The sequence below is a fragment of the Pseudoclavibacter helvolus genome (assembly GCF_014191305.1).
GTDB lineage: Bacteria > Actinomycetota > Actinomycetes > Actinomycetales > Microbacteriaceae > Pseudoclavibacter > Pseudoclavibacter helvolus.
Genome location: NZ_JACHWJ010000012.1, coordinates 77,301 through 97,164, shown reverse-complemented (window position 1 = coordinate 97,164; position 19,864 = coordinate 77,301). Strand labels below are relative to the sequence as shown.

General features: G+C 62.2%; 26 protein-coding genes. 18 read left to right on the top strand and 8 right to left on the bottom strand.

All coding sequences use genetic code 11. The features are described from left to right. A partial coding sequence (locus tag FHX72_RS18460; RefSeq protein WP_183627038.1) for a transposase occupies positions 1-311 on the top strand: 311 nt, incomplete at its 5' end. Here the strand turns inward: FHX72_RS18460 and FHX72_RS18455 are convergent. The 4 genes from FHX72_RS18455 to FHX72_RS18440 all read right to left on the bottom strand — a co-directional run bounded on the left by FHX72_RS18455 (position 280) and on the right by FHX72_RS18440 (position 3,194). Beyond that, positions 280-870 carry an AAA family ATPase gene (locus FHX72_RS18455; RefSeq protein ID WP_183627036.1) on the bottom strand — a complete coding sequence of 197 codons (591 nt, stop codon included), beginning with the start codon at positions 868-870 and terminating at the stop codon, positions 280-282. The genes FHX72_RS18460 and FHX72_RS18455 overlap by 32 nt on opposite strands. 396 nt (positions 871-1,266) lie before the next feature. After that, on the bottom strand, positions 1,267-1,866 hold the full coding sequence (locus tag FHX72_RS18450) for a recombinase family protein (protein ID WP_183627034.1): 600 nt from the start codon (positions 1,864-1,866) through the stop codon (positions 1,267-1,269). Between the two features lie 202 nt (positions 1,867-2,068). Then, positions 2,069-2,629 (bottom strand): hypothetical protein, encoded by a 561-nt coding sequence (locus FHX72_RS18445; RefSeq protein ID WP_183627033.1) that lies wholly within the window; start codon positions 2,627-2,629, stop codon positions 2,069-2,071. Then, positions 2,592-3,194 (bottom strand): sigma-70 family RNA polymerase sigma factor, encoded by a 603-nt coding sequence (locus tag FHX72_RS18440; RefSeq protein ID WP_221187058.1) that lies wholly within the window; start codon positions 3,192-3,194, stop codon positions 2,592-2,594. The genes FHX72_RS18445 and FHX72_RS18440 overlap by 38 nt, the downstream gene beginning before the upstream one ends. Before the next feature lie 165 nt (positions 3,195-3,359). On the opposite strand from FHX72_RS18440, the gene FHX72_RS18435 reads away from it, so the two are divergent. Further along, the gene (locus FHX72_RS18435) at positions 3,360-3,920 is read left to right on the top strand and encodes a hypothetical protein (RefSeq protein ID WP_183627032.1); all 561 of its coding nucleotides are present in this window, start codon (positions 3,360-3,362) and stop codon (positions 3,918-3,920) included. 66 nt (positions 3,921-3,986) lie between these two features. On the opposite strand, the gene FHX72_RS18430 is transcribed toward FHX72_RS18435, so the two are convergent. Both FHX72_RS18430 and FHX72_RS18425 read right to left on the bottom strand, forming a co-directional pair. After that, a complete protein-coding gene (locus FHX72_RS18430; protein ID WP_183627030.1) occupies positions 3,987-4,373 on the bottom strand; it encodes an ImmA/IrrE family metallo-endopeptidase in 387 nt (128 codons plus the stop codon). Positions 4,374-4,404: 31 nt separating this feature from the next. Next, positions 4,405-4,758, bottom strand: a complete 354-nt coding sequence (locus FHX72_RS18425; protein ID WP_183627028.1) for a helix-turn-helix domain-containing protein — start codon at positions 4,756-4,758, stop codon at positions 4,405-4,407. Positions 4,759-5,201: 443 nt separating this feature from the next. Here FHX72_RS18425 and FHX72_RS18415 point away from each other — a divergent pair, with 443 nt between their 5' ends. Beyond that, positions 5,202-5,528: a peptidoglycan-binding protein gene (locus FHX72_RS18415; protein ID WP_183627024.1), complete on the top strand. Its 327-nt coding sequence runs from the start codon at positions 5,202-5,204 to the stop codon at positions 5,526-5,528. Here the strand turns inward: FHX72_RS18415 and FHX72_RS18410 are convergent. Further along, a complete protein-coding gene (locus FHX72_RS18410) occupies positions 5,525-5,878 on the bottom strand; it encodes a hypothetical protein (RefSeq protein ID WP_183627022.1) in 354 nt (117 codons plus the stop codon). The genes FHX72_RS18415 and FHX72_RS18410 overlap by 4 nt on opposite strands. 239 nt (positions 5,879-6,117) lie before the next feature. On the opposite strand from FHX72_RS18410, the gene FHX72_RS18405 reads away from it, so the two are divergent. From FHX72_RS18405 to lspA, 15 genes are all read left to right on the top strand, one after another. Beyond that, the gene (locus FHX72_RS18405; RefSeq protein WP_183627020.1) at positions 6,118-6,588 is read left to right on the top strand and encodes a hypothetical protein; all 471 of its coding nucleotides are present in this window, start codon (positions 6,118-6,120) and stop codon (positions 6,586-6,588) included. Between the two features lie 46 nt (positions 6,589-6,634). Next, the gene (locus FHX72_RS18400) at positions 6,635-7,378 is read left to right on the top strand and encodes an N-acetylmuramoyl-L-alanine amidase (protein WP_221187057.1); all 744 of its coding nucleotides are present in this window, start codon (positions 6,635-6,637) and stop codon (positions 7,376-7,378) included. After that, complete coding sequence (locus tag FHX72_RS18395) at positions 7,378-7,749, top strand: hypothetical protein (protein ID WP_183627017.1); 372 nt, start codon at positions 7,378-7,380, stop codon at positions 7,747-7,749. Before FHX72_RS18400 ends, FHX72_RS18395 begins: the two co-directional genes overlap by 1 nt. 11 nt (positions 7,750-7,760) lie before the next feature. Further along, positions 7,761-8,072, top strand: a complete 312-nt coding sequence (locus FHX72_RS18390) for a hypothetical protein (protein ID WP_183627015.1) — start codon at positions 7,761-7,763, stop codon at positions 8,070-8,072. A 139-nt stretch (positions 8,073-8,211) separates the two neighbouring features. After that, positions 8,212-10,431, top strand: coding sequence for a glycoside hydrolase domain-containing protein (locus tag FHX72_RS18385; protein ID WP_183627013.1), 2,220 nt, complete (start codon positions 8,212-8,214; stop codon positions 10,429-10,431). A 244-nt stretch (positions 10,432-10,675) separates the two neighbouring features. Continuing rightward, positions 10,676-11,065: a hypothetical protein gene (locus tag FHX72_RS18380; protein ID WP_183627011.1), complete on the top strand. Its 390-nt coding sequence runs from the start codon at positions 10,676-10,678 to the stop codon at positions 11,063-11,065. 715 nt (positions 11,066-11,780) lie between these two features. Beyond that, positions 11,781-12,443, top strand: a complete 663-nt coding sequence (locus FHX72_RS18375) for a recombinase family protein (protein ID WP_183627010.1) — start codon at positions 11,781-11,783, stop codon at positions 12,441-12,443. Positions 12,444-12,605: 162 nt separating this feature from the next. Next, entirely contained in the window at positions 12,606-13,199 is a 594-nt protein-coding gene (locus FHX72_RS18370) for a hypothetical protein (protein WP_183627008.1), read from the top strand. Between the two features lie 162 nt (positions 13,200-13,361). Beyond that, positions 13,362-14,435, top strand: a complete 1,074-nt coding sequence (locus FHX72_RS18365; protein ID WP_183627006.1) for a M23 family metallopeptidase — start codon at positions 13,362-13,364, stop codon at positions 14,433-14,435. 108 nt (positions 14,436-14,543) lie between these two features. Next, positions 14,544-15,449, top strand: a complete 906-nt coding sequence (locus FHX72_RS18360) for a cytochrome c oxidase assembly protein (RefSeq protein WP_183627004.1) — start codon at positions 14,544-14,546, stop codon at positions 15,447-15,449. 497 nt (positions 15,450-15,946) lie between these two features. Beyond that, positions 15,947-16,309 carry a Cd(II)/Pb(II)-sensing metalloregulatory transcriptional regulator CmtR gene (gene cmtR, locus FHX72_RS18355; RefSeq protein ID WP_068476667.1) on the top strand — a complete coding sequence of 121 codons (363 nt, stop codon included), beginning with the start codon at positions 15,947-15,949 and terminating at the stop codon, positions 16,307-16,309. Positions 16,310-16,504: 195 nt separating this feature from the next. Next, complete coding sequence (locus FHX72_RS18350) at positions 16,505-17,122, top strand: TlpA family protein disulfide reductase (RefSeq protein ID WP_183627002.1); 618 nt, start codon at positions 16,505-16,507, stop codon at positions 17,120-17,122. After that, the gene (locus FHX72_RS18345; protein ID WP_183627000.1) at positions 17,119-17,868 is read left to right on the top strand and encodes a cytochrome c biogenesis CcdA family protein; all 750 of its coding nucleotides are present in this window, start codon (positions 17,119-17,121) and stop codon (positions 17,866-17,868) included. Before FHX72_RS18350 ends, FHX72_RS18345 begins: the two co-directional genes overlap by 4 nt. 33 nt (positions 17,869-17,901) lie before the next feature. Continuing rightward, positions 17,902-18,576: a DsbA family protein gene (locus FHX72_RS18340; protein WP_183626998.1), complete on the top strand. Its 675-nt coding sequence runs from the start codon at positions 17,902-17,904 to the stop codon at positions 18,574-18,576. Continuing rightward, a complete protein-coding gene (gene lspA, locus FHX72_RS18335; RefSeq protein ID WP_271986294.1) occupies positions 18,560-19,123 on the top strand; it encodes a signal peptidase II in 564 nt (187 codons plus the stop codon). The genes FHX72_RS18340 and lspA overlap by 17 nt, the downstream gene beginning before the upstream one ends. Here lspA and FHX72_RS18330 read toward each other — a convergent pair. Next, positions 19,120-19,713, bottom strand: a complete 594-nt coding sequence (locus FHX72_RS18330; RefSeq protein ID WP_183626996.1) for a vitamin K epoxide reductase family protein — start codon at positions 19,711-19,713, stop codon at positions 19,120-19,122. The genes lspA and FHX72_RS18330 overlap by 4 nt on opposite strands. Positions 19,714-19,864: the final 151 nt, after the last annotated feature.

The window sequence follows — 19,864 nt, the reverse complement described above, 5'->3', positions numbered from 1 at the left end:
CCTACCGCGAACCCGACCGCGCACTCGGGAAGAAGGCCATGCAGGCGCTGATCGACTCGCTCGTCAGCGGCGTCCCGACCGCGCTCGTTGAGCTGCGCAAGCTCGGCCGCACGCTAAAACAGCGCGCCGCGGACGTCCTCGCGTTCTTCGACCGGCCCGGCACCAGCAACGGTCCCACCGAGGCCATCAATGGCCGCCTCGAACACCTCCGCGGCTCGGCCCTGGGGTTCCGGAACCTGGCGAACTACATCGCGCGGAGCCTCCTCGAAACCGGCGGGTTCAGGAACCACCTACACCCTCAAATGCGATGAGCCGGATATCCTCCAACCCAACTGCCTGCGCCTTCACTCGAGCGCGCAAGACGTCAAGATCCGACAGCGCCAACAACGCCTTAAAGTAGGTGGCTCGTTGCTTGGGTTCAGTAGAGAGCACGTACCGAAGAGTGTGCTGAAGCAAGACAGGCGCAGCGAGCGCGTCCTCAGCTTCGATGCCTATCGAAGCCAAGGACGTTGCAACCTGACCGTCGATAGTGAGCTGGGAGGCGCAGTCGGCAGCTGCGGCAAAGTCAGCCAACAAACTTCGGCGCACGGTACGCAGCACGCCGTCGCGATCTCGGATTCCCGCGGCTACCCACACCGGATCTTCAGGAGGAAGGTGAGCGTTGCGGAGGCTCGCGTTGTACTCCGCTTTAGCCCCGCCAAATAAGTCGCGTCGACTACTGCGGCCTGTGATGAGCCACTCCGCCGCTTCAGCCATGCTGGTCTTGCCATGGCTATTGCCGGCGTGAACCACGATCAATTTTGAGCTCAAGTCCAATCGTCGCACCTCTGAACCGAACGCACGAAACCCCCGGATCTCTATCCATTCCATCCGAGTCGATGTAAGCGCACTCACGTCAACCAGCTCCGCACAATCTCGGACAACGCAGCGTCAAGTTCGTCGAGATTCTCTGCAGGCGCTGCCGCGGTGGCGAGTTGCCGTGCGTCTGTGTGCGCAGCTGTGTCGGGTAGTGCCGCGAGGAGGTCGACTAGATTTGGCAGAAGTGAGCTCATGTGCACATTCTTGCCTGTCCACAGCCGCAACGAGGCCCCGATGGCAGTATTCGGCTGCGCGCGTTCGGTTCTTCGCTCAAGTGCAGAAGCCCTCAAATAGCAGCTGGTGCCCTGTGAAGGAGTTACCTCTGTCCCTCGGAGCTGCCTCCGTTACCAGCTCCATCCCTGAAGCGTTGTTTCGAGCAGATACGCGGCTTCAACTGGCCCCGCAAGCTCACCCCACGCTTGAGCGCTCGCCCACCACATTCGCTCTCTGATGTCGATAGAACGTCGCGCGGCTCCATCCAACGAGACGAGCTGCTTCTTCCGCCGTCCGACCGCGCTTGCGCGCATCGACTACGACCTGGAGCTTCTCTGCGACCTGGACAGGATCGGAGAGGGGCCGGCCAAACTTCGTACCGTTCTGACGTGCCGCGGCGATACCAGCATTCACACGCTCAACGATGAGCTCACGCTCGTACTCGGCAAGGGTGGCGAGCATGTTCAACATGAGCCGGCCCGTTGAAGTCGCCGGATCGATACCGTCGGAGACGGAGCGCACGTTGATGCCGCGCTCCCGCAAGAGGTTGACGGTGTTGAGGACGTCGATGAGCGATCGCCCGAGACGATCTACGCGCCACACAACGAGAGTGTCACCGGCCTCCGCATGCTCGAGCAGCCGTTTCATGCCCGGGCGCTCAATCGCAGTCCGGCTCCCAGACGTCACATCGGCGAAGATGTCGCGCTTCTGCACGCCGACAGCGACGAGCGAGTCCAACTGAAGCTGCGCATCCTGAGTCGCGGTGCTGACGCGGGTATAGCCAAGGAGTCTCACTCGGACAGTTTGCCTCAGAAACCCCTCGGGGCGTGACTGCCAAGACAATTTATGATGAGGCGAGTTTTTGAGACAAGCTGAGCCCTGGACTCGCGGGGGAGTGGGCACGCCACGGACAAGTCGCCGCTGTGTCTCGAAAACATAATGTCTTCCAAGACGCCAGCCTCGACGATGAACGCCGAGGCTGGTCAGCAAGCAGAGGTCAAGAACCAGAGGTGGGCCAGGTTTCGTAGCCGTTCGTGTAGGCACTGACGGCATTCCCGTCTGTAGTGCAGTAGTAGTTCCACTCGGCCTCCACCTGTTGCGTGGGTACGAGTGTGATCTGCCACTCCCCGTCTACGACGTTTGCGATCGTCTTGTCGTTGACGTACAAGCTCTCGTACTCCGCCTGCGGCAGGGCTCCCGGGGCGGGCTTCCACGCATCGACACATCCTGCGATGGCTTCTGCTTCCGTGAGCTCGGGTTGCTCTTCGCTGGCCGAGACCGTCGGCTGAGCAGTCGAGCCAACAACCGGAACCACTTCTTGATTCGACAGCGTTGCAGCGACAATGAGTGCAGCGGCTGCAGCCCCAGTCACTGCCACAGCCCCGAAGGTCCAGGCAAGCCGGGTTCGGAACCCCGGCACGATGCTCGATGAGGAGGTCTTCAACGGCTTGGCGTTCGCAATCTGCTGATGAAGAGCGCGTCGCCCTTCCTGCACGGCTGCGTCGGATGGGTTTGGCTGGTCAGCGCGCACGCGACGTAGCTGGTCGATCTTGTCCATGGCCACTCCTCGATTCGTTTTTGGTCTGTCGTTCAGTTGCCCGTTGCAGTTGTCGACGAGCACGGTTAAGACGCGATCGGACTGTCCCTACCGGGATGCCAAGAGCTTGAGCGACCCCGCCGTAGTCCAGATCGCCCCAGGCGTACAACAGGAGGACGTCGCGATCACCCCTTGAAAGCGCCAAAATCGCTTGGCTGAGTCCTCGCACCCGGGAGTCTGCGTCGAGTCGTGAATCCGTGTCAGCGATCGAATCAAAGGCATTGCCGCTTGATGCGGCGACGGCCGTGAAGTTACGCCACTCCTGTGCCTCGACTCGACGGTGCTTCTTCAGGAGTGTGGTGGCAATCCCCAGCAACCAGGAACGCACTTCCCCACGCGCGGCGTCGAACCGGCCCCGCTCTTCGAACGCCACGAGGAAGGTCTCGGACATGACGTCGTCGGCGATGGCGCTGTTCGTGCGTCGCGCGACGTACCGATGGATAAGTAGGTGGTGTCGCTCATATAGCTCGGCGAACGCAGCGGGGGCTGCCCGGGAACGCGCGATGATCTCGTTGTCTGTGCTCACAACATGTATTGCACCTCACGAGCAAAAGAGTTCACGCAAATTTTTTTCCGCGTGTCTCCGCAGCGGCAACACCTCAGTGCGCGGCACTTCTAGGCATGGTGACGTTGATGTCTGACGAACCTGCCGGGCGAAAAATGCGGGTGGAACCTGCGTACAGTGTTCGCCATGAACTTCCGCACGCGCCTCGTCACGAGCACCCTCGTCACGGTTTCCCTGGTCGCGCTGGCGACCGGGTGCACCGATGCGACCACTTCCGGCGAAGCTACTTCTTCCCCTCAGGCCGCAGAGACGACCGGAACTCCATCGGCGCCTGCTTCCCCGACCGTGGATCCTGTCGCACAAGAAGAAGTGACGCCGGAGGTTGGAAGCCCCGAGGCGATCAACGTGTGCAGCGACGCGCTGTACTACTTCTACCTCGATGGAATGTTCAACGGACGATTCAACCTCGACAATGTACGAGTCGAAGGCACGCGGTACGTGTTCGAGAATCAGAGCGCGAACTATGACTACTTCCCGGGCTACCCCTACACCGATCCGGATGTGGTGCCGTATGTCGACTCCCTCATCGCGGACGATAACGCCGATATTTGGTGCGAACAGAACGGGGACACCTTCAACGTGGGCTTCGTCGGTGGCACGAGCCAGACCGGGGTCACGATGAGCGACCTCAAGGCACAGTTCGAGGCTGCTGACTACGAGATCCGGAAGCTCGAAGGCCTCGTCTGATCTGAAACACCTTCCCCAGGCCACCTGATACGCCGGCACCGGGGGAGTCGAGGCCTGACACCAAGTTCAGGACTGCAGATGTTGACTTGCTCGTGCGTAGTTTTCCGTCTGTGCCATCCAGGCGCGCAGGATGTCTGGCGTGACCTGCAGCTCATCGCACCATTTTTCGGGTGACTCCGGCCAGCGCTTCGCGCAGTCTGCCACCATCCGCGCGCTGAGGAGCATATTCGCTGCCCACTCGTCAGCTTCCCGCTCTGCACGAGTCCCATCGCAATGGTGGCCAAGAACGGCATGACCGATCTCGTGCGCTAAGACCGAGCGGGTTTCGCTTTCTGTGAGCCCCGTCCGCAGTGAGATGGCGTTCTCCTTCGGGTGCCAGTTGCCAGCATCACGCAGGTCATCGCGCCAGAACACGTTGATGCCGAGCAGGTTCGCGAGCGTGAAAACAGGCATGACCGCACACTCCCACTAACCACCGACATTGCTACTCGCGGTTCGGGTCGAGCTCCTCAGCAGAGGAGCTGACCTTCGCAACCTTCCGAGCGTCTGCCTCGGTCCAGTCGGGCGTCCGGAGCTGCGTCACGTTGCTCGGCACTTCAATCTCGGCATGCCGTAAGAGTTCGATGGGAGCGATGTCGAACGCGCGCGCGATGTTCTCCAGGTCGTTGAGCGTGAAGTCAGTCTGGTCGTTGATGCGCGCCCGCACATACGGCTCACTCTTACCCATGAGCTCAGCCAACTTCGACCGCGACATATTGCGGTCGCCCAACTCGCGGCGAACGATGCGGCTCAGGCTCCGCGCGAACACTCCTGCGGCATCTTGCTTCGGTCTTCCCATGACCACATGGTACCTCCTGAGGCGCTAAACGACCATAAAAATTGGTTGTACACCCCAAAACTACCTTTAGATGGTTGATATCGTCGTTTCTGCGTCTCATGAGATGTAGAGTCATGTCATGAGTTCAGGGAGCGGGTTCAGCGGCCAAGTGGTCGCAGCGATCCGCGCGGAGATGGGATGGCGAAACCTCGCCACCCGAGACCTTGCAGCAGCACTGCGAATCTCCCCGCGCGCTGCTGCTCGTCGGCTCAGCGGAGACGTCGACATCAGCCTCAACGAGCTCAGCGTGATCGCAACGTGGCTGGGTATCGCGATAACCGATCTGGTGGAAATCCATCGACCGGTAGCGAAGACAGCGCCGCGCGAACACGCGGGATATCCGACAGTCGGACTCCCTGGTGACGAACGTGCACCTCACCCACAACACACAACTAGGAGAAATCATGGCAGTTTGGGCACAGCCTTCTAACGCAACCAGCCGCAGCAACATTCAGGCACTCCTGAAGCAGGCCAACCGGTATAGCGGTCCCGTCGACGGGATCTGGGGCGCGAACACCATTCGCGGTATCCAGATCACCTGCAACGCCTCCGATGAGTACTCGGACATCACAGTGGACGGAGTGCCGGGGCCTTCAACGGCCCGGGCGGTGGCTCTCTACGGCAGCTACGCCACGCAGCCCCTCAACTACAACGAGGTGCTTGCATCGATTCACTGGAGCAAGTTCCACAAGCGCCTGTCCGAGGTTGTGCGGATCTACTTCCCGCGCTAACCGTTCAGGTACTCACCGGAACGGTCGAACATGACCTGCTTCAGCTCCGGGAGAGTGGCACCTAGCATCTCGGGTCCATCGAGAATGCCAACGTCATACGTTCCATCGCCGTTCGTTTCGCACCAGGTCGCTGCGCGACCATCGTGCGCCACATCGTCAATGAGGACCTCTGAAGACTCTTCGTCGCCCCCGACGTAGTCGAACACCACTCTCCACTCAGACATGACGGGAGTGGCCTCGGACTCACCGGGCTTGAAGCGTGCGTTCCACCCCCCAGTCCCGTCCCACTCGAACGGGTACCAGAAGTACAGCGCATCTCCGCACTGATCTATGGCTTCGGCTTTGGTCAACGGTGGGGATGTGCCCTGGGGGGCTTCTGAAGCTATCTGCGATTCCGTCGGACTCGGACTGTTCGTGGGGCTACCTGTGGGTGCCACCTCTTCTTGCGGGGAGGAGCACCCACAGAGGGCCACGAGCAGCGCACTAGCGACAGCCAGTTTGTAGAAACGCATCTTCAAATCGTACCTCCAGTCAGTCCACCCCGAACCAACGAGGGCCCACCGAACCGCTCATCCCGACTAGGAAGAACATGACGACATTCATCACGCAACTTCTCACCGAAGGCGAGAGCATCAATGGCCTGATCGGTTCGCTCCGTCGCGATTCCGCGGGCCGAATCACGCAGATCACGCTCCTGAACAATTCGAGCGAACCGTGCCACATCATTATCGACGACCTCGACCTCGCACGTGTGATGGACACCGAACTTGAGATGTTCTTCGGCCGCCATCCCAGCGCTCATCCTGGCGTCACGATCGCCCGAGACGTGGACGGTGCGGCGCGCATCGGTGACCTGGCCGCGGGGGAGTGCGCCCGGATCGCGTGGGTGTTCGTTCTCCGACACACACCCCCCGAACCAGCACCCCTCGACGAGTCGTCAGCCTGGCGCCCGTACCCGAGCAGCGCGGAGTTCACGCAAGCCGCCTGGGACGCGGCCGTCAACTCCGTCCCGCTCCCACCCAGTCCGGAAGGTCACGGCCATGCCACTCGCGACGATTGATCACACCTTCCGCACGAACCAGAAGTCGTCCCGGCATGGATCGAAAGTGCGCGCTCTGCAGCTGCATCACGCCACGTCCACGTCGTGGCGCAGCGTCGTCGACATGATGGTCAGTGGCAGCCGAGAGGTCTCGTCCAACGACGTCGTCGGCGCGAACGGGGAGCTCATCGAGGTTGTCGAGCGTGGAGCCAGGGCCTGGACCTCCGGGTCCGCGACCTTCGATGCGCAGGCGCACACCATGGAGATTTGCAACGCGGCACTTGGCGACGCTTCCGGGTGGCCCGTCTCTGACGCCGCTCACGAGACCGTCGCGAACCGGTGCGCGGACATCGCGTTCGAGAACGGCTTCATCATCGAACGCTCCACCACCAACTTCTCCCTTTACGGGCACGGCGAGATGTACCTGAAGTGGGGAGTCTCCTACCAAACGGCCTGCCCCGGCGGGTTGAACCTCGACTGGATTTTCACCACCGCAGAACGTCGCCGACAGCAACTCGCCACCGGCGCCCCACACCCACTCAAGCAAGTTCGACACCTCCTGGAGGAACTCATGGTGCTCGTTTCCCGCGTCGAAGACGGCGCCATCTACCTCGTCACCTCCACTGGTGCCTCCCACATCCAGAGCATGGACACGGTCTACGCCATCCAGTCCCTGCTGCAACAGTGCGGCATGAAGTCCGACCCGATCCGCCTCTACGCCGCGCAGATCACTCTGATCAGCGAACAGGCCCGCGAATCGAGCAACATCAACCCGCTGCGCGCCGACGTCACGAAACTCCTGGCCAGTTGATGGTCGAGCCGCTCATCATTGCGCTGCTCAGCCTCGGCGGAGTTGTGCTCACAGTGTGCGGCGCCATCGCAGGACACCTCCTCTCCGCTCGAGCTTCTGCCCGCACTACTGCGGTCCAAGCGGAAGCGAACAAACGCTCCAACGAACAGCAGATGATCGACCAACTCCAGGAAGAGCTCCACGGGTACCGGAACGACGCCGATGCGCGCGCGTCCGACCAGGACCGACGAGCGACCGTGCAAGACGAGCGCATGGAACGCCTTGAGCACCGCGCCGAGGGCTACCGCGACTATGCCCACACCCTCCGCGCCCACATCTACAACGAACTTCCACCTCCACCGCCGGCCTGGCCCGACGGGCTACCCCGCTAGGACCCCAGCCCATGACTTTCACCCTTGACCCGGTCCTCATCGGACAGCTCGTTTTCTCCACAGTGCTCCCGCTGCTCGTCGCCCTCGTCACCACACGCGTGACCTCCGCGGCCAGGAAAGCCTGGCTCCTCGCCGGCCTCGCCCTTATCTCCGCGCTGCTCGCGGAAGCGATCAACGCGTGGCAGCAAGGGCACCTCTATGACGTCGGCACCGGACTCCTCCTCGCGCTGCCCTCGTTCCTCATCGCCGTTGGCCTTCACTACGGCCTCTGGAAACCCACCGGCACCGCCACCGCCCTGCAGAACACCGGCGCCCCCGGCTAGACCCCGCACCCCGGCCACACCCACACACTTCAGCACCTCTCAGCGCAGCGGCACCCCGCCAGCGCGATCCATCGCGCCCAAAAACCGCGCTGTTCAGTGCTGAACCCCTAAGAAGAACACCAACCACAAGGAGCACACCATGTCCGACCCATGGGTCACCAACGTCCAAACCTGGATCAACACCACCTACGCCTCAGTTCCCGGGATCGAGCCGGTAATGGTAGACGGCGAAAGTGGCTGGAAGACGCTTTACGCACTTACCAGAGCACTTCAGTACGAACTCGGAATTACAACACTTTCCGACAGTTTTGGTCCAGGAACATTGACCGCATTAACAACACTAGGACCAGTGAAGAACACCACGGGCAACAAGAACGTAATTCGGATCGCGAGGGCAGGCCTCTACTGCAAGGGCTACAACGGCGGCAATGGTTCTATGGCCGGCACATGGGACAGCGTTACCCAAGCTGGGGTCCAGAAACTTCGAACGGACATCGGCCTGACTCCAGGCGATGGCTCTGTCGAGCCCAAGCTCTTCAAAGCACTGCTCACCACAGATGCATATGTTGTCGTAGACGGCGGCAACACGAATATTCGAGTCGCACAGAGGATGCTAAATGGTCGATACTTGAACCGGAAGGACTTTTTCATCATCCCGGCAGATGGCCATTACAGCCGCGACGTCCAGCGAGCGCTAATGTTCGCTCTTCAATATGAAATCGGCCTCGCGGACGGCGTTGCAAATGGAAACTTCGGCCCGGCCACCAAGAGCGGACTAGGAACCCAGGCCAATCTTTCGTCCGGAGCCACGGACAGTAGCAAGCACTTCGTCCACCTACTCCATGCGGCACTGCTTTTCAACGGTCACAACGTCGCTGTGACCGGGACGTACGGAGCGGCAACAACAACTGCGGTTCGCGCCTTCCAGTCATTCGTCGCTTTGCCCATCACCGGCAAGGTGGACGTAGCTACGTGGGGCTCTCTCTTGGTCAGCACAGGAGATCCGGACCGCCCAGGAACGGCAGCCGACTGCATCAGCACGCTCACACCACAGCGACTCACGGCTCTCACAAGCGCTGGCTACAGCTACTTTGGTCGCTACCTCACTAATACTCCAGACTTCGATCCAGACAAGCATATCAAAGCAGGGGAACTGGAGCGAATTTTTGCCGCTGGTAAGCGAGTATTCCCGATTTTCCAGACCGGTGGAAGTGAAATCGAACACTTCACTTACGCGCGAGGACTTGAAGTGGGAGCTGAGGCAGCAAATGCCGCCTGGGCTTATCGAATTCCCACCGGTACAACTATCTATTTCGCTGTGGACTTCGACGCCTACCCTAGCCAGGTACAGGACCTCGTTATTCCTTATTTCAAGGGAATTCACGAACGGATTGCAGAGCTGGGCCTGAATTATAAGATTGGCGTCTACGGGGCCAGGAACGTGTGCACCATGGTCACTGCAGCCGGGTACGCCACATACAGTTTCGTTTCCGATATGTCTACGATGTACACGGGCAATCTCGCTCACCGCCTCCCAGGAAACTGGTCTTTTGATCAGGTCCAGACACTCACGGTCGGGGCTGGCCTTGGTCAAGTTGAGATCGACAAGAACATCACTTCCGGACGCGATCTCGGCTTCGGTTCCCTCGGGCCAGCAATTAGCGTCGGAAACGATCCTCTGGTACCGTCTTCCAAATGGTCAAATTTCGAGGAGGACTGGTTTAAAGCCTGCCTGTATTACGCAGACTCCACTGAACAGCAAGCGGTCATGCACACCAATCGAGCAAAAATATCCGCGAACGTTCGCGCCAAGGATCAGTTCATCACGAACCTCGCGACGAAGTACAAGGTTCGCAAGGCACTCATTCTCACTCCTGTCATCTGGGAAGGAATGGTCACCAACCCGGTCGATGTCTTCGCCGACAGGCTTGTTCGGGACTACTACTCAGCGATGGAGGCTGGGGTCACCCCACTCCCGACGAGTCGGTCCGATTCTTCAACTGGCTGGTGCCAGATCTTCGCGAAAACCGCGATCGGAGCTCGGAACTGGGCGATCGACACCGGCTTGATCAGCGAACCGAAGCTCAACGCCTCCAATTGGCGGGACATGTGGGCTGTGTGGAAGAAACTCAGCACAGACCCTGAGTACAACATCATGTCAGCGATGTTCACGATGATGATGGAAGCAGCGACACGAGAAGCAGCAGCACCCCCAAGCACGCTGCGCAACCTCACCCCAAGCCAAGTCATCTCGATGTGCTACCGATACAACGGCGAGAACGATGCCGCCATGCGATACGGCCGCAGGCGCGCGCAGCTGTACTACACGATCGAACGGTGGCATCACTCCTTTCGCTGAGTAGTCCCATCGCAACTGGTTCGAGAGTTACCCCCTCGAGGCACGTTTCAGTGAAAGTGGGTCCATGCCCTTCAGGCCATGGGCCCACTTCTCAACTAAGCACCAGTCAAGAACACAGGCACCAGTCGGCAGTCGCGCCCCTGGTGACGAGTAGAGGATGAACTCTCAAGTCTCCTCAGGCCCCTTCCCAAGCGGGCCTCCCGTACTTCAGGGACTGGCGTCGGGCGCCAGGTAGGTTGAATCCATGAGTGAATCCCAACCTGTGACTGCACGAGGGACCCAAACTGGTTTCTGGATCTCGGTCGGCATGATCTTTGTCGTGATGGTGGTCTCTTGGAACTGGTACGGCCTCGCTCAATTTGAGGCGCAAACCGATCAGTCCAAGGCGCTCGCCGCGAACACGACGATGGCTGGATTCGGCGCGGTTGTCGGAGCGGCCCCGCTCGCGTTGGCCCACCTTCTAAGCCTCGGACTACTTCTGCCCCTTGGGTGGCGAGGCTGGCGTTGGAAAGGACTAGCTATCGGCTTGGCTATGACCATCGCTGCGAGCGTTCTCGGCATTGTCGCTGGTCAGCTAGTTTGGGGAGGCGCTCTCTTTGAGTTGGGCGTGCATAACGATCCGATGTCCCCCTGAACCATCCTGGTTTTAGTGTTGTCTCCTTTCAAGTTGAAGGATGGCATCTCTGCCAGAGAAGATTGACCCCTCCCTGCGGGAGCGAGCAGTGCGGCTCGTACGCGACCACAGCAGCGAGCATGCGTCGCGAGCGAAAGCGATCACTGCCGTGGCGAGACAAGAGGGCGCTAGCGCGGAATCGTTGCTGTACTACAGGCCTAGATCGACACGGGTGACCGTGACGACCGAACCAACGGGAGTGCGCGGAGGTACTCGGCTCCACGTCTCGACCAAGCGGCTTCGGAACGACGTCGTGGCATTGAAAGCCGCGCCGACTTGCTTCGCGGGGGACCCGACCCCGCACCGCAGGTCGCGGGCTTCTTCGACCGGATCAGATTCGAGCGGCTCGCAGCTCTGTCGATCGTGCGGGTCTGCGAGAGCAGGGCGTGCAGGTCGCCGCTAGCCCCAGCGATACTGGAGGCAAGGTCGAGGCTCGCCACGAGCCATCACAGGCACCATGGTCGGAGACGTGGTCCGCGCCACAACATGGACGACCACCACGGGCCTAGTCGGCTCCTGTTCGTCGCGAAACCCATGGGTTTCGCGACGTCTCACTCAGTACGCACAGCCGGGGGAGTGGCGGCCGGTTTTCCGCGGCTCGCGATTCTCATAACTATGTGTCACAACTGGGTCGGTAGAGTCGCGTAACCACCGTTGGTTTTGCGACAGGAGAATCGTGCCCAAACTCATTGGCTACGCCCGCGTTTCGACTCGACGCCAGGACACCGACCGGCAGGAGCTCGACCTCCGGGCAGCTGGAGTGCGCGCTGACGACCTTTATGTCGATCGGGGAGCGTCTGGCGCGAACGCCTCGCGGCCCTCCTTGGACATAGCACTGCGAGCCCTGGAGCATGGAGACACGCTCGTGGTGACCACCCTCGACCGTCTGGGGCGCTCGACTGGCAACATGCTGACGTTGGCGGAGGACCTCCGCGCCAATGGTGTCGCCCTGCGGGTGCTGAATCTCGGTGGGGGAGACGTGGACACATCGACCCCCATGGGGTCGATGGTGTTTACCGTGATGGCCGCGCTCGCGCAGATGGAGCTCGAGATCAGACGCGAACGAGTTCTGGACTCAGTGAGCAAGCGACGAGCTGCGGGAGCCGATCTCGGGGGGCGACCCCGGAAGGTCAGCGACAGCCAACTGAGCAACGCCGCGCATTTGATCGCGGCCGATGTGCCGGTGGCTGAGGTCGCCCGCAATCTTGGCATTTCGCGCGCCACACTCTATCGACGACTACAGACTGCCAAGCCGGCCAATGTCGAGTCTCCGAAAATTGCAGGGGGCACACACCCTCCGACCCTCGGCGGATTGACGGTTCCGATCACGCGCCTATAGCTCGCCTCGCAGATGCTACTTCGACGTTCTCTGGGTTGAGGTCCTCTTGGGGATGGGCCGCGTCTGTGAGCCCCGACCTTGCGCAGTTCGCGACTCAACAGGTGACATCGGCTCTTACGCCAGAGCCGTTTGGCTGTTCACGCCTGGCCCTATCGTGTCAGCATGCGTAAACGTGTTCTCGTAGCCTTCACCGCCATGTTCGCCTTGACGGGATGCGCTTCCGCTCCACTGGACACGACCTACGGCCCGACAGTGGGGGAAGAGCCGACTCAGGCATCACCGTCATTGCCCGTCGAGTCGCCTGTCAGGAACGAGCGGGGCAACATCGTGAAGACGACCGGTGAGCCGATGCGGATCGGAGCTGCGGGAGACGCTGGTGTGCTTGCCGAGTTCGCGGTCACGAGCATCGTGGTCGGACCGTCCTGCACCGGCGATCCCAGCGCCGAACCCGAGAATGGGTTCTTCGTGCAGTTCAATTTCGAGGGCCGGACGGCCCCCGATCTTCAGGAGAGCGTGAAGCTTGACCCGTCGGCCTGGACTGCGGTGGATGACCAGGGCGAGCTGGTTGACGGACAGGTGGGGTCAGCTACGGCTACGAGCTGCCTCGAGGCAGACGCCTACTTGCCCACCGCGATCGGGCCTGGAGAGTCCGTGCACGGTGCGATCGTGTTCGATGTCCCCACCCCCGCAGGTGCATTGATCCTCACTGGACCAAATGCCTTGACCGGCATTGAGTGGGCGTACCCCCAGGAGTAGTCCTCGCCCCCAACATCACACGGAAGTCGGCCACGGGGCAGGCGACAGCACCCGCTGTCGTTATTTTTCTGTGACAATCGTGATGTTTCTGTTACCGTAATCTCGGATCCCGACCAGCGGGCAGACGACTTGCAGGAGACACGCGACATGCAGCCGGACCCCATGCCACTGACTCGACGAGCAGCTCGCGAGAGCGAACGGCAACTCCAGACGACCGGGCTTCGAGGCACGTCCGAGGCCGGAGCCTCGTTGCCAGAGGTATTCGCCTCTCGCCGCGCCCGTCGCGAAGCTGAACGAGCCCACACTGCCCCTGCCGAGCGAGCGCAGACCTCTCCGAAGGCTCCCACGGCAGGTCCGGACGTCGCTGTGGAGACTCCTGCGAGCTTCGGGCGCAACGAGCGGGCTGCGCAGGAAGCCGGCGCTGCGGACAAGCAACCGTCCAAGCGTGAGACGCCCAACTCACGGCGAAATGCTCGTTCCCTGCTCGTGCGCAGCGGTATCGGGGTCGCGGCCCTTGGGGTCGCAGGGAGCCTTGCAGCGTTTACGACCCTTCCCGCCGCAACAATGGCGGTCCGGCAGGACCTTGCCGTGGGGTCTGAGTCAGCAGCGTTGGCGAACGCGGTCTCGAGCTTGCCCAGCCAGACACTGACGGTCACCGATGGGGAAGCAACTCCGAGCGATCGGGGCTCGACCTACGCGGTGACAACGATGGGGTCCGCAACAGTCGCGAACCTCAGCGGCGGACTGACCGATCGAGGAACGTTCAGCAACGACCTGACAGCTACCGTGCAGTGGCCCTTCCCGGTCGGGGTTCCGATCACGGATGGATTCGGACCTCGCGTCTCCCCAGGCGGCATCGGCAGCACGAACCACATGGGACTGGATATGGCTCCAGCCCAAGGGACACCCATCGGTGCGATCGCCGGGGGTACGGTTGTCAGCGTCACTCCGGTGGACAACGGCGGGTTCGGAGTCAACGTCGTTCTCGAGCACGTCATCAACGGACAGACCTACCAGAGTCGGTATGCCCACATGCTGCAAGGTTCCGTGACACTCCAGCTGGGCGACGCCGTGAAGGTGGGCGATCAGGTCGGACTCATCGGCAACACTGGCGTGTCCACTGGCCCGCACCTGCATCTCGAACTGCAGGACGCGTCCGGACAGAAAATCGATGCCCAGGAGTTCCTCAAGCAGAACAACGTGCCCTCCACCGTGGTCACGATCCAGGGAGAATAGTCAGCGCCACCTGCAGCCGAAGCTCCTGGGCGTAACAGCTTTCAACCCCACACCGGAGCGTGCTGGTGCGCAGATGAAGCAACGTCACTTGATTCCGGGAGATTCGCCGTGCAGTTCGAAATCGCTGACCTCCTCTCCTTCCGCAACGCTGCGACGTCACCGTTGGCGTGGTTGGCGGTACTCCTGCTGGCCGCATACCTGGCGGGCGCCATCAGACTGTGGCGCGCCGGGCGCGGGTGGTCGATCCTCAAGAGCGTGAGCTTCGCGCTCGGCTGCATGCTGCTGTTCAGCGTTACCGGTTCAAGCACCTCTGAGTACGCTCGAGAGCTGGTGTCGGTGCTGATCTTCCAGCAGGTCACGGTGATGGTCTTCGTACCACCGCTGCTGCTCATCGGAGCCCCGGGCCGGCTGCTGTTGCGGGCGACGCCGCACGTGGGAGCTGGTCGAATCGTGCTGCGCACCGCGCTGAGTGCATACCGCTCGAAGCTGGCCTACGCGCTGCTGAACCCGGGCGTCGCGATTGTGATTCCGATCATCGTGTTCCCCGCGTTCTACTTCACCGGGGGTGTGAGCTGGGTGATGAGCGTGCCGGGCGGGCACGACGCATCCATGCTCGTGTTCCTGCTACTCGGCGTCGTTGGAGCCGTTCCCCTCTGGTCCACCGACCCGCTCCCGCGGGTGCCGTCGTACCCCGCACGCCTGCTGAACGCCTTCATCGAAATGCAGGTCCACGCGGTCTTCGGGCTCGTGCTCTTGATCATGAACACGCCACTGTTCAGCTGGTACGCGAACCGATCCGAGGCCTTGGGGATCTCGCCGATCGTCGACCAGGCCATCGGTGGTGGCGTGGCTTGGGCGTATGGAGGCCTCCCACTGTTCATCGTGCTCATCGTCACGCTCTCGAAGTGGTGGAGCCGGGACCAACGCTCCTCCCGTCGCCGTGAGGAGCTCGAAGAGGAGCAGCTTCGCCTGCACAACGCAGCCCTCGCCGCCCGCTACGGAAATCAGCGCTGACCCTCTCCTGCCGGAGAGCATCTCTTAGGCGCAAGAGCAGCGGAGGGACCCGGTCGGCATCCCACCCGCCAAAGTACCGCGCGACTGAGTCACTGTTCTGGTCTCGCGAGCGGCCGATCGTGCGCAGCTCAACGACGGGGTCATTGCGTCAGGGGTCAGGGGCGGTCCCGGCCTCACCCAAAGGACCCCTTCGGTGACCCAGGTAGTTGACGGTGTGGCGACTGAGCGACACCGGAACCGGGGTCCGTCGCCTACTCGAGCCGAGCCGGCAGCCTGAATGCTCCACTCGACCACGCCCCTGCGAGCCGACCAGCTCACCGAGTGTGAGCGACAATCCGCACGCGAAACCAAACTTCGAAGCGGTGTGCCCGCGCGTTGTCCTGCAGGTATGCACTCATCTTCAACTTGCCGGATACGACACTTCAGCCCGGGAGACGGCGTCTAGGTCAACACGTTGCAACCCGCCTATCTTCGCCGCCTCACGATATAGTCAGTGGATGCTGACTCTTGCTTCGCGGCTCGACGTGATGAACCGTCTCGGTCGAGCCATGGCGGACCCAACACGGTCCAGCATCTTGTTGGAATTGCTCACCGCCCCGGGATACACGGCCCGTCTCGCAGAGTCATTGGGTCTCACTCGGACCAATGTCTCTAACCATCTCGCGTGCCTGCGGGGCTGTGGCATTGTCGTCGCGACCCCGGAGGGGCGTCAGACACGGTACGAAATCGCAGATTCGCAGATCAGTCGAGCCATTGGGGAGCTCATCGAGGTGGTCATCGCCGTCGACGACGGCATCGACTGCTCACCCAGCCAGGAGGAGTCTTCGGTCTGCTGCGGACCGGAAGCGATCCGCCCATGAGCGGCAGGCTTTTCGTGAGGATCACGACTGTTCGCGCAGTGCGGCTGGGGATTGTAGGCGCGACGATAGCGTTCCTGTTCTCGCTGACTCAGCCTGCTGAGCTCCGCCTCATCCTGAACAATGTCCGCACCACCCGGCGAGCAACACCGCAGCTCGCACCGCTCCCGCAGCGGGCGAAGATATCGGAGGTCGTTCATGCGTGAGCGGTCAGGCGCACGTCGAGTCCGGACGCTGCTTGCGACCATCACGGCGGGACTCACCGCCGTCTTGATCGCCGGGTGCGCACCGCAGGAAGACTTGGCGCTCAACGCACCCAACGCCGATGGCAGCACGACCAGCGTCGACGCCCGCGTCGTGGAGATCGCGGCCGCCGAGCGCGGAGCACCAGTCAAGTTCGAGGGCACCGACGAGTACGGCGAAACGGTTGGGAGCGCGGACTATGCAGGGCGCGTGTACGTCGTGAACTTCTGGTACGCCGCGTGCGCCCCATGCCGCGTGGAAGCACCCATCCTGCAAGACACGTGGGAGGCATACCAGGACGACGAGGTCGGATTCATCGGCATCAACACCTACGACCAACCAGCGACCGCGATCTCCTTCGCTGAAGAGTTCGGCATCACCTACCCCAGCGTGATCGACGTCATCGACAGCCAGGCAACCCTTGCGTTCTCCCTCGTCACCCCGATCCAGGCCACCCCCACGACCCTGGTCATGGACCGACAGGGCAGGGTGGCGGCGCGCATCATCGGGCAGATCCCGTCCGCATCGATCCTCGCGACCCTGGTTGAGGACGCAGTGGCGGAAGCACCGTGACACCAGAGGGGCTGATCTTCGATGGTGCACTCGGGGTAGCGCTGCTCGTCGCGGCTCTGGCTGGGCTGGTGTCATTCGCCTCTCCCTGCGTACTCCCACTCGTCCCTGGCTACTTCGGATATCTCGGGGCCACCGTGCAGGGCTCGGATGGGGAGGCCGCGACCGGCACTCGTCGACGTCTCCTGATTGGCGTCCTGCTGTTCATCGCTGGCTTCACCGCCGTCTTCATGGCGGTGACGATCCTGGGCGGCGTCATGGGGCGCTTCTTCCTCGAGTACGCGGACCTCATCACGCGCCTCCTCGGCGTCGTCGTCATCGCGCTCGGACTGGTCTTCATCGGTGCCATTCCCATGGCGCAGCGCACAAAGCGGCCACGCTTCTCCAACTCCCTCGGCGTGTTCTCTGCGCCCCTGCTCGGGGTTGCGCTCGGGATCGGATGGACGCCCTGCATCGGTCCGACCCTCGCAGCGATCATGTCGGTGTCCTGGAACCTCGGCGACCCAGGACGGGCCGCTTTCCTGGGACTCGCGTACTCGCTCGGGCTTGGCCTGCCGTTCTTGTTGCTGGCCTGGGGGTTCGGATGGGCAACGCGGTCGGTCAAGTTCGTGTCCAAGCACATCCGCCCCATCAACATCGTGGCCGGCAGCGTGCAGATCCTGCTCGGCATCCTGATGGTCACCGGCCTCTGGGGTGCCCTCATGTCGATACTCCAAGGCGTGATGCTCAACATCGCCCTCCCGCTCTAGCCGTCAGCGCCCGAACTACGACCACCAAGGATCATGAAAACTCCCACGAAAGTCACCCTCATCTCGATCGCCGTCGTTGCCGTGCTTGTCGTGGCCGGCTTCATCTTCACGAGCTCGTCCTCCCCGGACGTCTCGAACGACCCTGTCGCAGCAGCTGCCATCCCCGACGATGGTGGCCTGCCCGGCGTCGCCGCGAACTCGCACGTCCTCGATGAAGCCGGCCCAGAAGCGCCGACCCTGGTCGAGTACCTCGACTTCGAGTGCGAGGCTTGCGGTGCGTTCTACCCCTACATTGAGGAGATCCGCGCCGAGTACCAGGGTGAGATCAACTACGTCGTCCGCTACTTCCCCCTCCCAGGCCACCTCAATTCCATGAACGCCGCCGTCGCGGTGGAAGCGGCAGCCCAGCAGGATCGCTTCGAGGACATGTACGGCAAGCTCTTCGAAACGCAGGCCGACTGGGGCGAGCAGCAGACCTCCCAGGCCCCGCTCTTCCGCACCTATGCAGAAGAACTTGGGCTCGACATGGCCGCGTTCGACACGGCCGTCGCCGACCCTGCGACCGAAGCTCGCGTCACCGAAGACCTCGACCAAGGCCGCGCCCTCGGCATCCAGGGAACCCCGACGTTCTTCCTCGACGGCCAACAGCTGGAGCTCACAGCCCTCACCGACCTCACGGACGCGCTCGACCGTGCCATCGCCCAGTAGCGACCACCCCGAAGGAACGACTGCCCGTCGCTCGTGGGGTTCGTTTCTCGCCACGGCGGCGGTCGCCGCGGTCGTGGCCGGCGCTGACCAGCTCAGCAAGGCCATCGCCCTCGATCAGCTCAGCGAGACCGAGCGCATTCCGCTCCTCGGGAACGCCCTCGGGCTGCAGCTCGCCTTCAACCCGGGTTCAGCGTTCTCGCTCGGCGAGAACTCCACCTGGCTGTTCACCATCTTCAGCGCCATCGTCGCGGTGGGGATCTTGTTCGTCGCCCGCCGCATCACGACGACGCGCTGGGCAATCACGGTCGGGTTGATCTGGGGAGGAGCCGTGGGGAACCTCCTCGATCGGCTCTTCGCGGACCCGGGATTCGGACGCGGGTACGTCACTGACTTTCTCGCCTACGGCAACTTCTTCATCGGGAATCTGGCAGACATTGCGCTTGTCGTCGGCATGATCCTTGGTGTGCTCCTCACGGTCACCCGCAGGGACGAGGCGGAGCACGCCCAGCAGTCGGCTACTGCCACGGATGGGCAGCAGGCCACCTAGAACGTGAGGCTCCCGATCACGTCCAGGCGAAGCTGCGCGAGCACGCCGACTGCGACCAGCAGCGCGAATGCCGTGAGCGTCAGCCACGGCCAGGCCGCTTCTGCGACCCGTTTCATGCGTGACCCGAACACCCCTGCGCGAGCATTCCGTCCGGTGACGAACACGAACAACGGGATCGTGACCAGCCACACGACGAGGCACCACGGGCACAGCGTCCCCAGCACGTAGATGCTCTGCCCGATCAGCCACACCACAAACGCGAATGCTCCAGCCACGCCCACATTGAACGCGGCCCAGAACCAAGACGCGAAGTGCGGGACCGCCCACACCGCCACACCGACCGCAAGGACCAGAGCGAACCCGATGAGCCCCAAGAACGGGTTGGGGAACCCGAACACTGCCCCCTGCGCACTCTCGAGGTTGGTGGAGCACTGCACCAGGACCGAGACATCGCAGCTCAACGCCACTGTCGGGTTCTGCAGCTGCACGACCTTCTCGATCGACAACGCCAGGGCGGCAGCTACCCCCATGATCCCTGTAACCACCAAGAACAAGCCGAAGAACGGCTCACGAGCATGTAGAGGCTGCATGAATTTCCAGACCTATAGGGCGATGCGTCCGGTCGGCGCGCAACGCACGGTGTGCCGCGACACGCGCGACGCACGGGACCGCGCAGGGACAGCTCAGTCTATTTCTTCGCCGCGAGCCGGCAGGCCGGAAGTCGTACCGTTCCGGAACGGT

Coding starts and splice junctions, on each gene's coding strand:
- FHX72_RS18385 (WP_183627013.1), top strand. CDS start 8,212: ATGTCCGACCCATGGGTCACCAACGTCCAAACCTGGATCAACACCACC.
- FHX72_RS18330 (WP_183626996.1), bottom strand. CDS start 19,713: ATGCAGCCTCTACATGCTCGTGAGCCGTTCTTCGGCTTGTTCTTGGTG.
- FHX72_RS18405 (WP_183627020.1), top strand. CDS start 6,118: ATGACGACATTCATCACGCAACTTCTCACCGAAGGCGAGAGCATCAAT.
- cmtR (WP_068476667.1), top strand. CDS start 15,947: ATGCTGACTCTTGCTTCGCGGCTCGACGTGATGAACCGTCTCGGTCGA.
- FHX72_RS18425 (WP_183627028.1), bottom strand. CDS start 4,758: ATGGGAAGACCGAAGCAAGATGCCGCAGGAGTGTTCGCGCGGAGCCTG.
- FHX72_RS18365 (WP_183627006.1), top strand. CDS start 13,362: ATGCCACTGACTCGACGAGCAGCTCGCGAGAGCGAACGGCAACTCCAG.
- FHX72_RS18430 (WP_183627030.1), bottom strand. CDS start 4,373: ATGCCTGTTTTCACGCTCGCGAACCTGCTCGGCATCAACGTGTTCTGG.
- FHX72_RS18350 (WP_183627002.1), top strand. CDS start 16,505: ATGCGTGAGCGGTCAGGCGCACGTCGAGTCCGGACGCTGCTTGCGACC.
- FHX72_RS18455 (WP_183627036.1), bottom strand. CDS start 870: ATGGAATGGATAGAGATCCGGGGGTTTCGTGCGTTCGGTTCAGAGGTG.
- FHX72_RS18435 (WP_183627032.1), top strand. CDS start 3,360: ATGAACTTCCGCACGCGCCTCGTCACGAGCACCCTCGTCACGGTTTCC.
- FHX72_RS18370 (WP_183627008.1), top strand. CDS start 12,606: ATGCGTAAACGTGTTCTCGTAGCCTTCACCGCCATGTTCGCCTTGACG.
- FHX72_RS18395 (WP_183627017.1), top strand. CDS start 7,378: ATGGTCGAGCCGCTCATCATTGCGCTGCTCAGCCTCGGCGGAGTTGTG.
- FHX72_RS18415 (WP_183627024.1), top strand. CDS start 5,202: ATGGCAGTTTGGGCACAGCCTTCTAACGCAACCAGCCGCAGCAACATT.
- FHX72_RS18390 (WP_183627015.1), top strand. CDS start 7,761: ATGACTTTCACCCTTGACCCGGTCCTCATCGGACAGCTCGTTTTCTCC.
- FHX72_RS18445 (WP_183627033.1), bottom strand. CDS start 2,629: ATGGACAAGATCGACCAGCTACGTCGCGTGCGCGCTGACCAGCCAAAC.
- FHX72_RS18380 (WP_183627011.1), top strand. CDS start 10,676: ATGAGTGAATCCCAACCTGTGACTGCACGAGGGACCCAAACTGGTTTC.
- FHX72_RS18340 (WP_183626998.1), top strand. CDS start 17,902: ATGAAAACTCCCACGAAAGTCACCCTCATCTCGATCGCCGTCGTTGCC.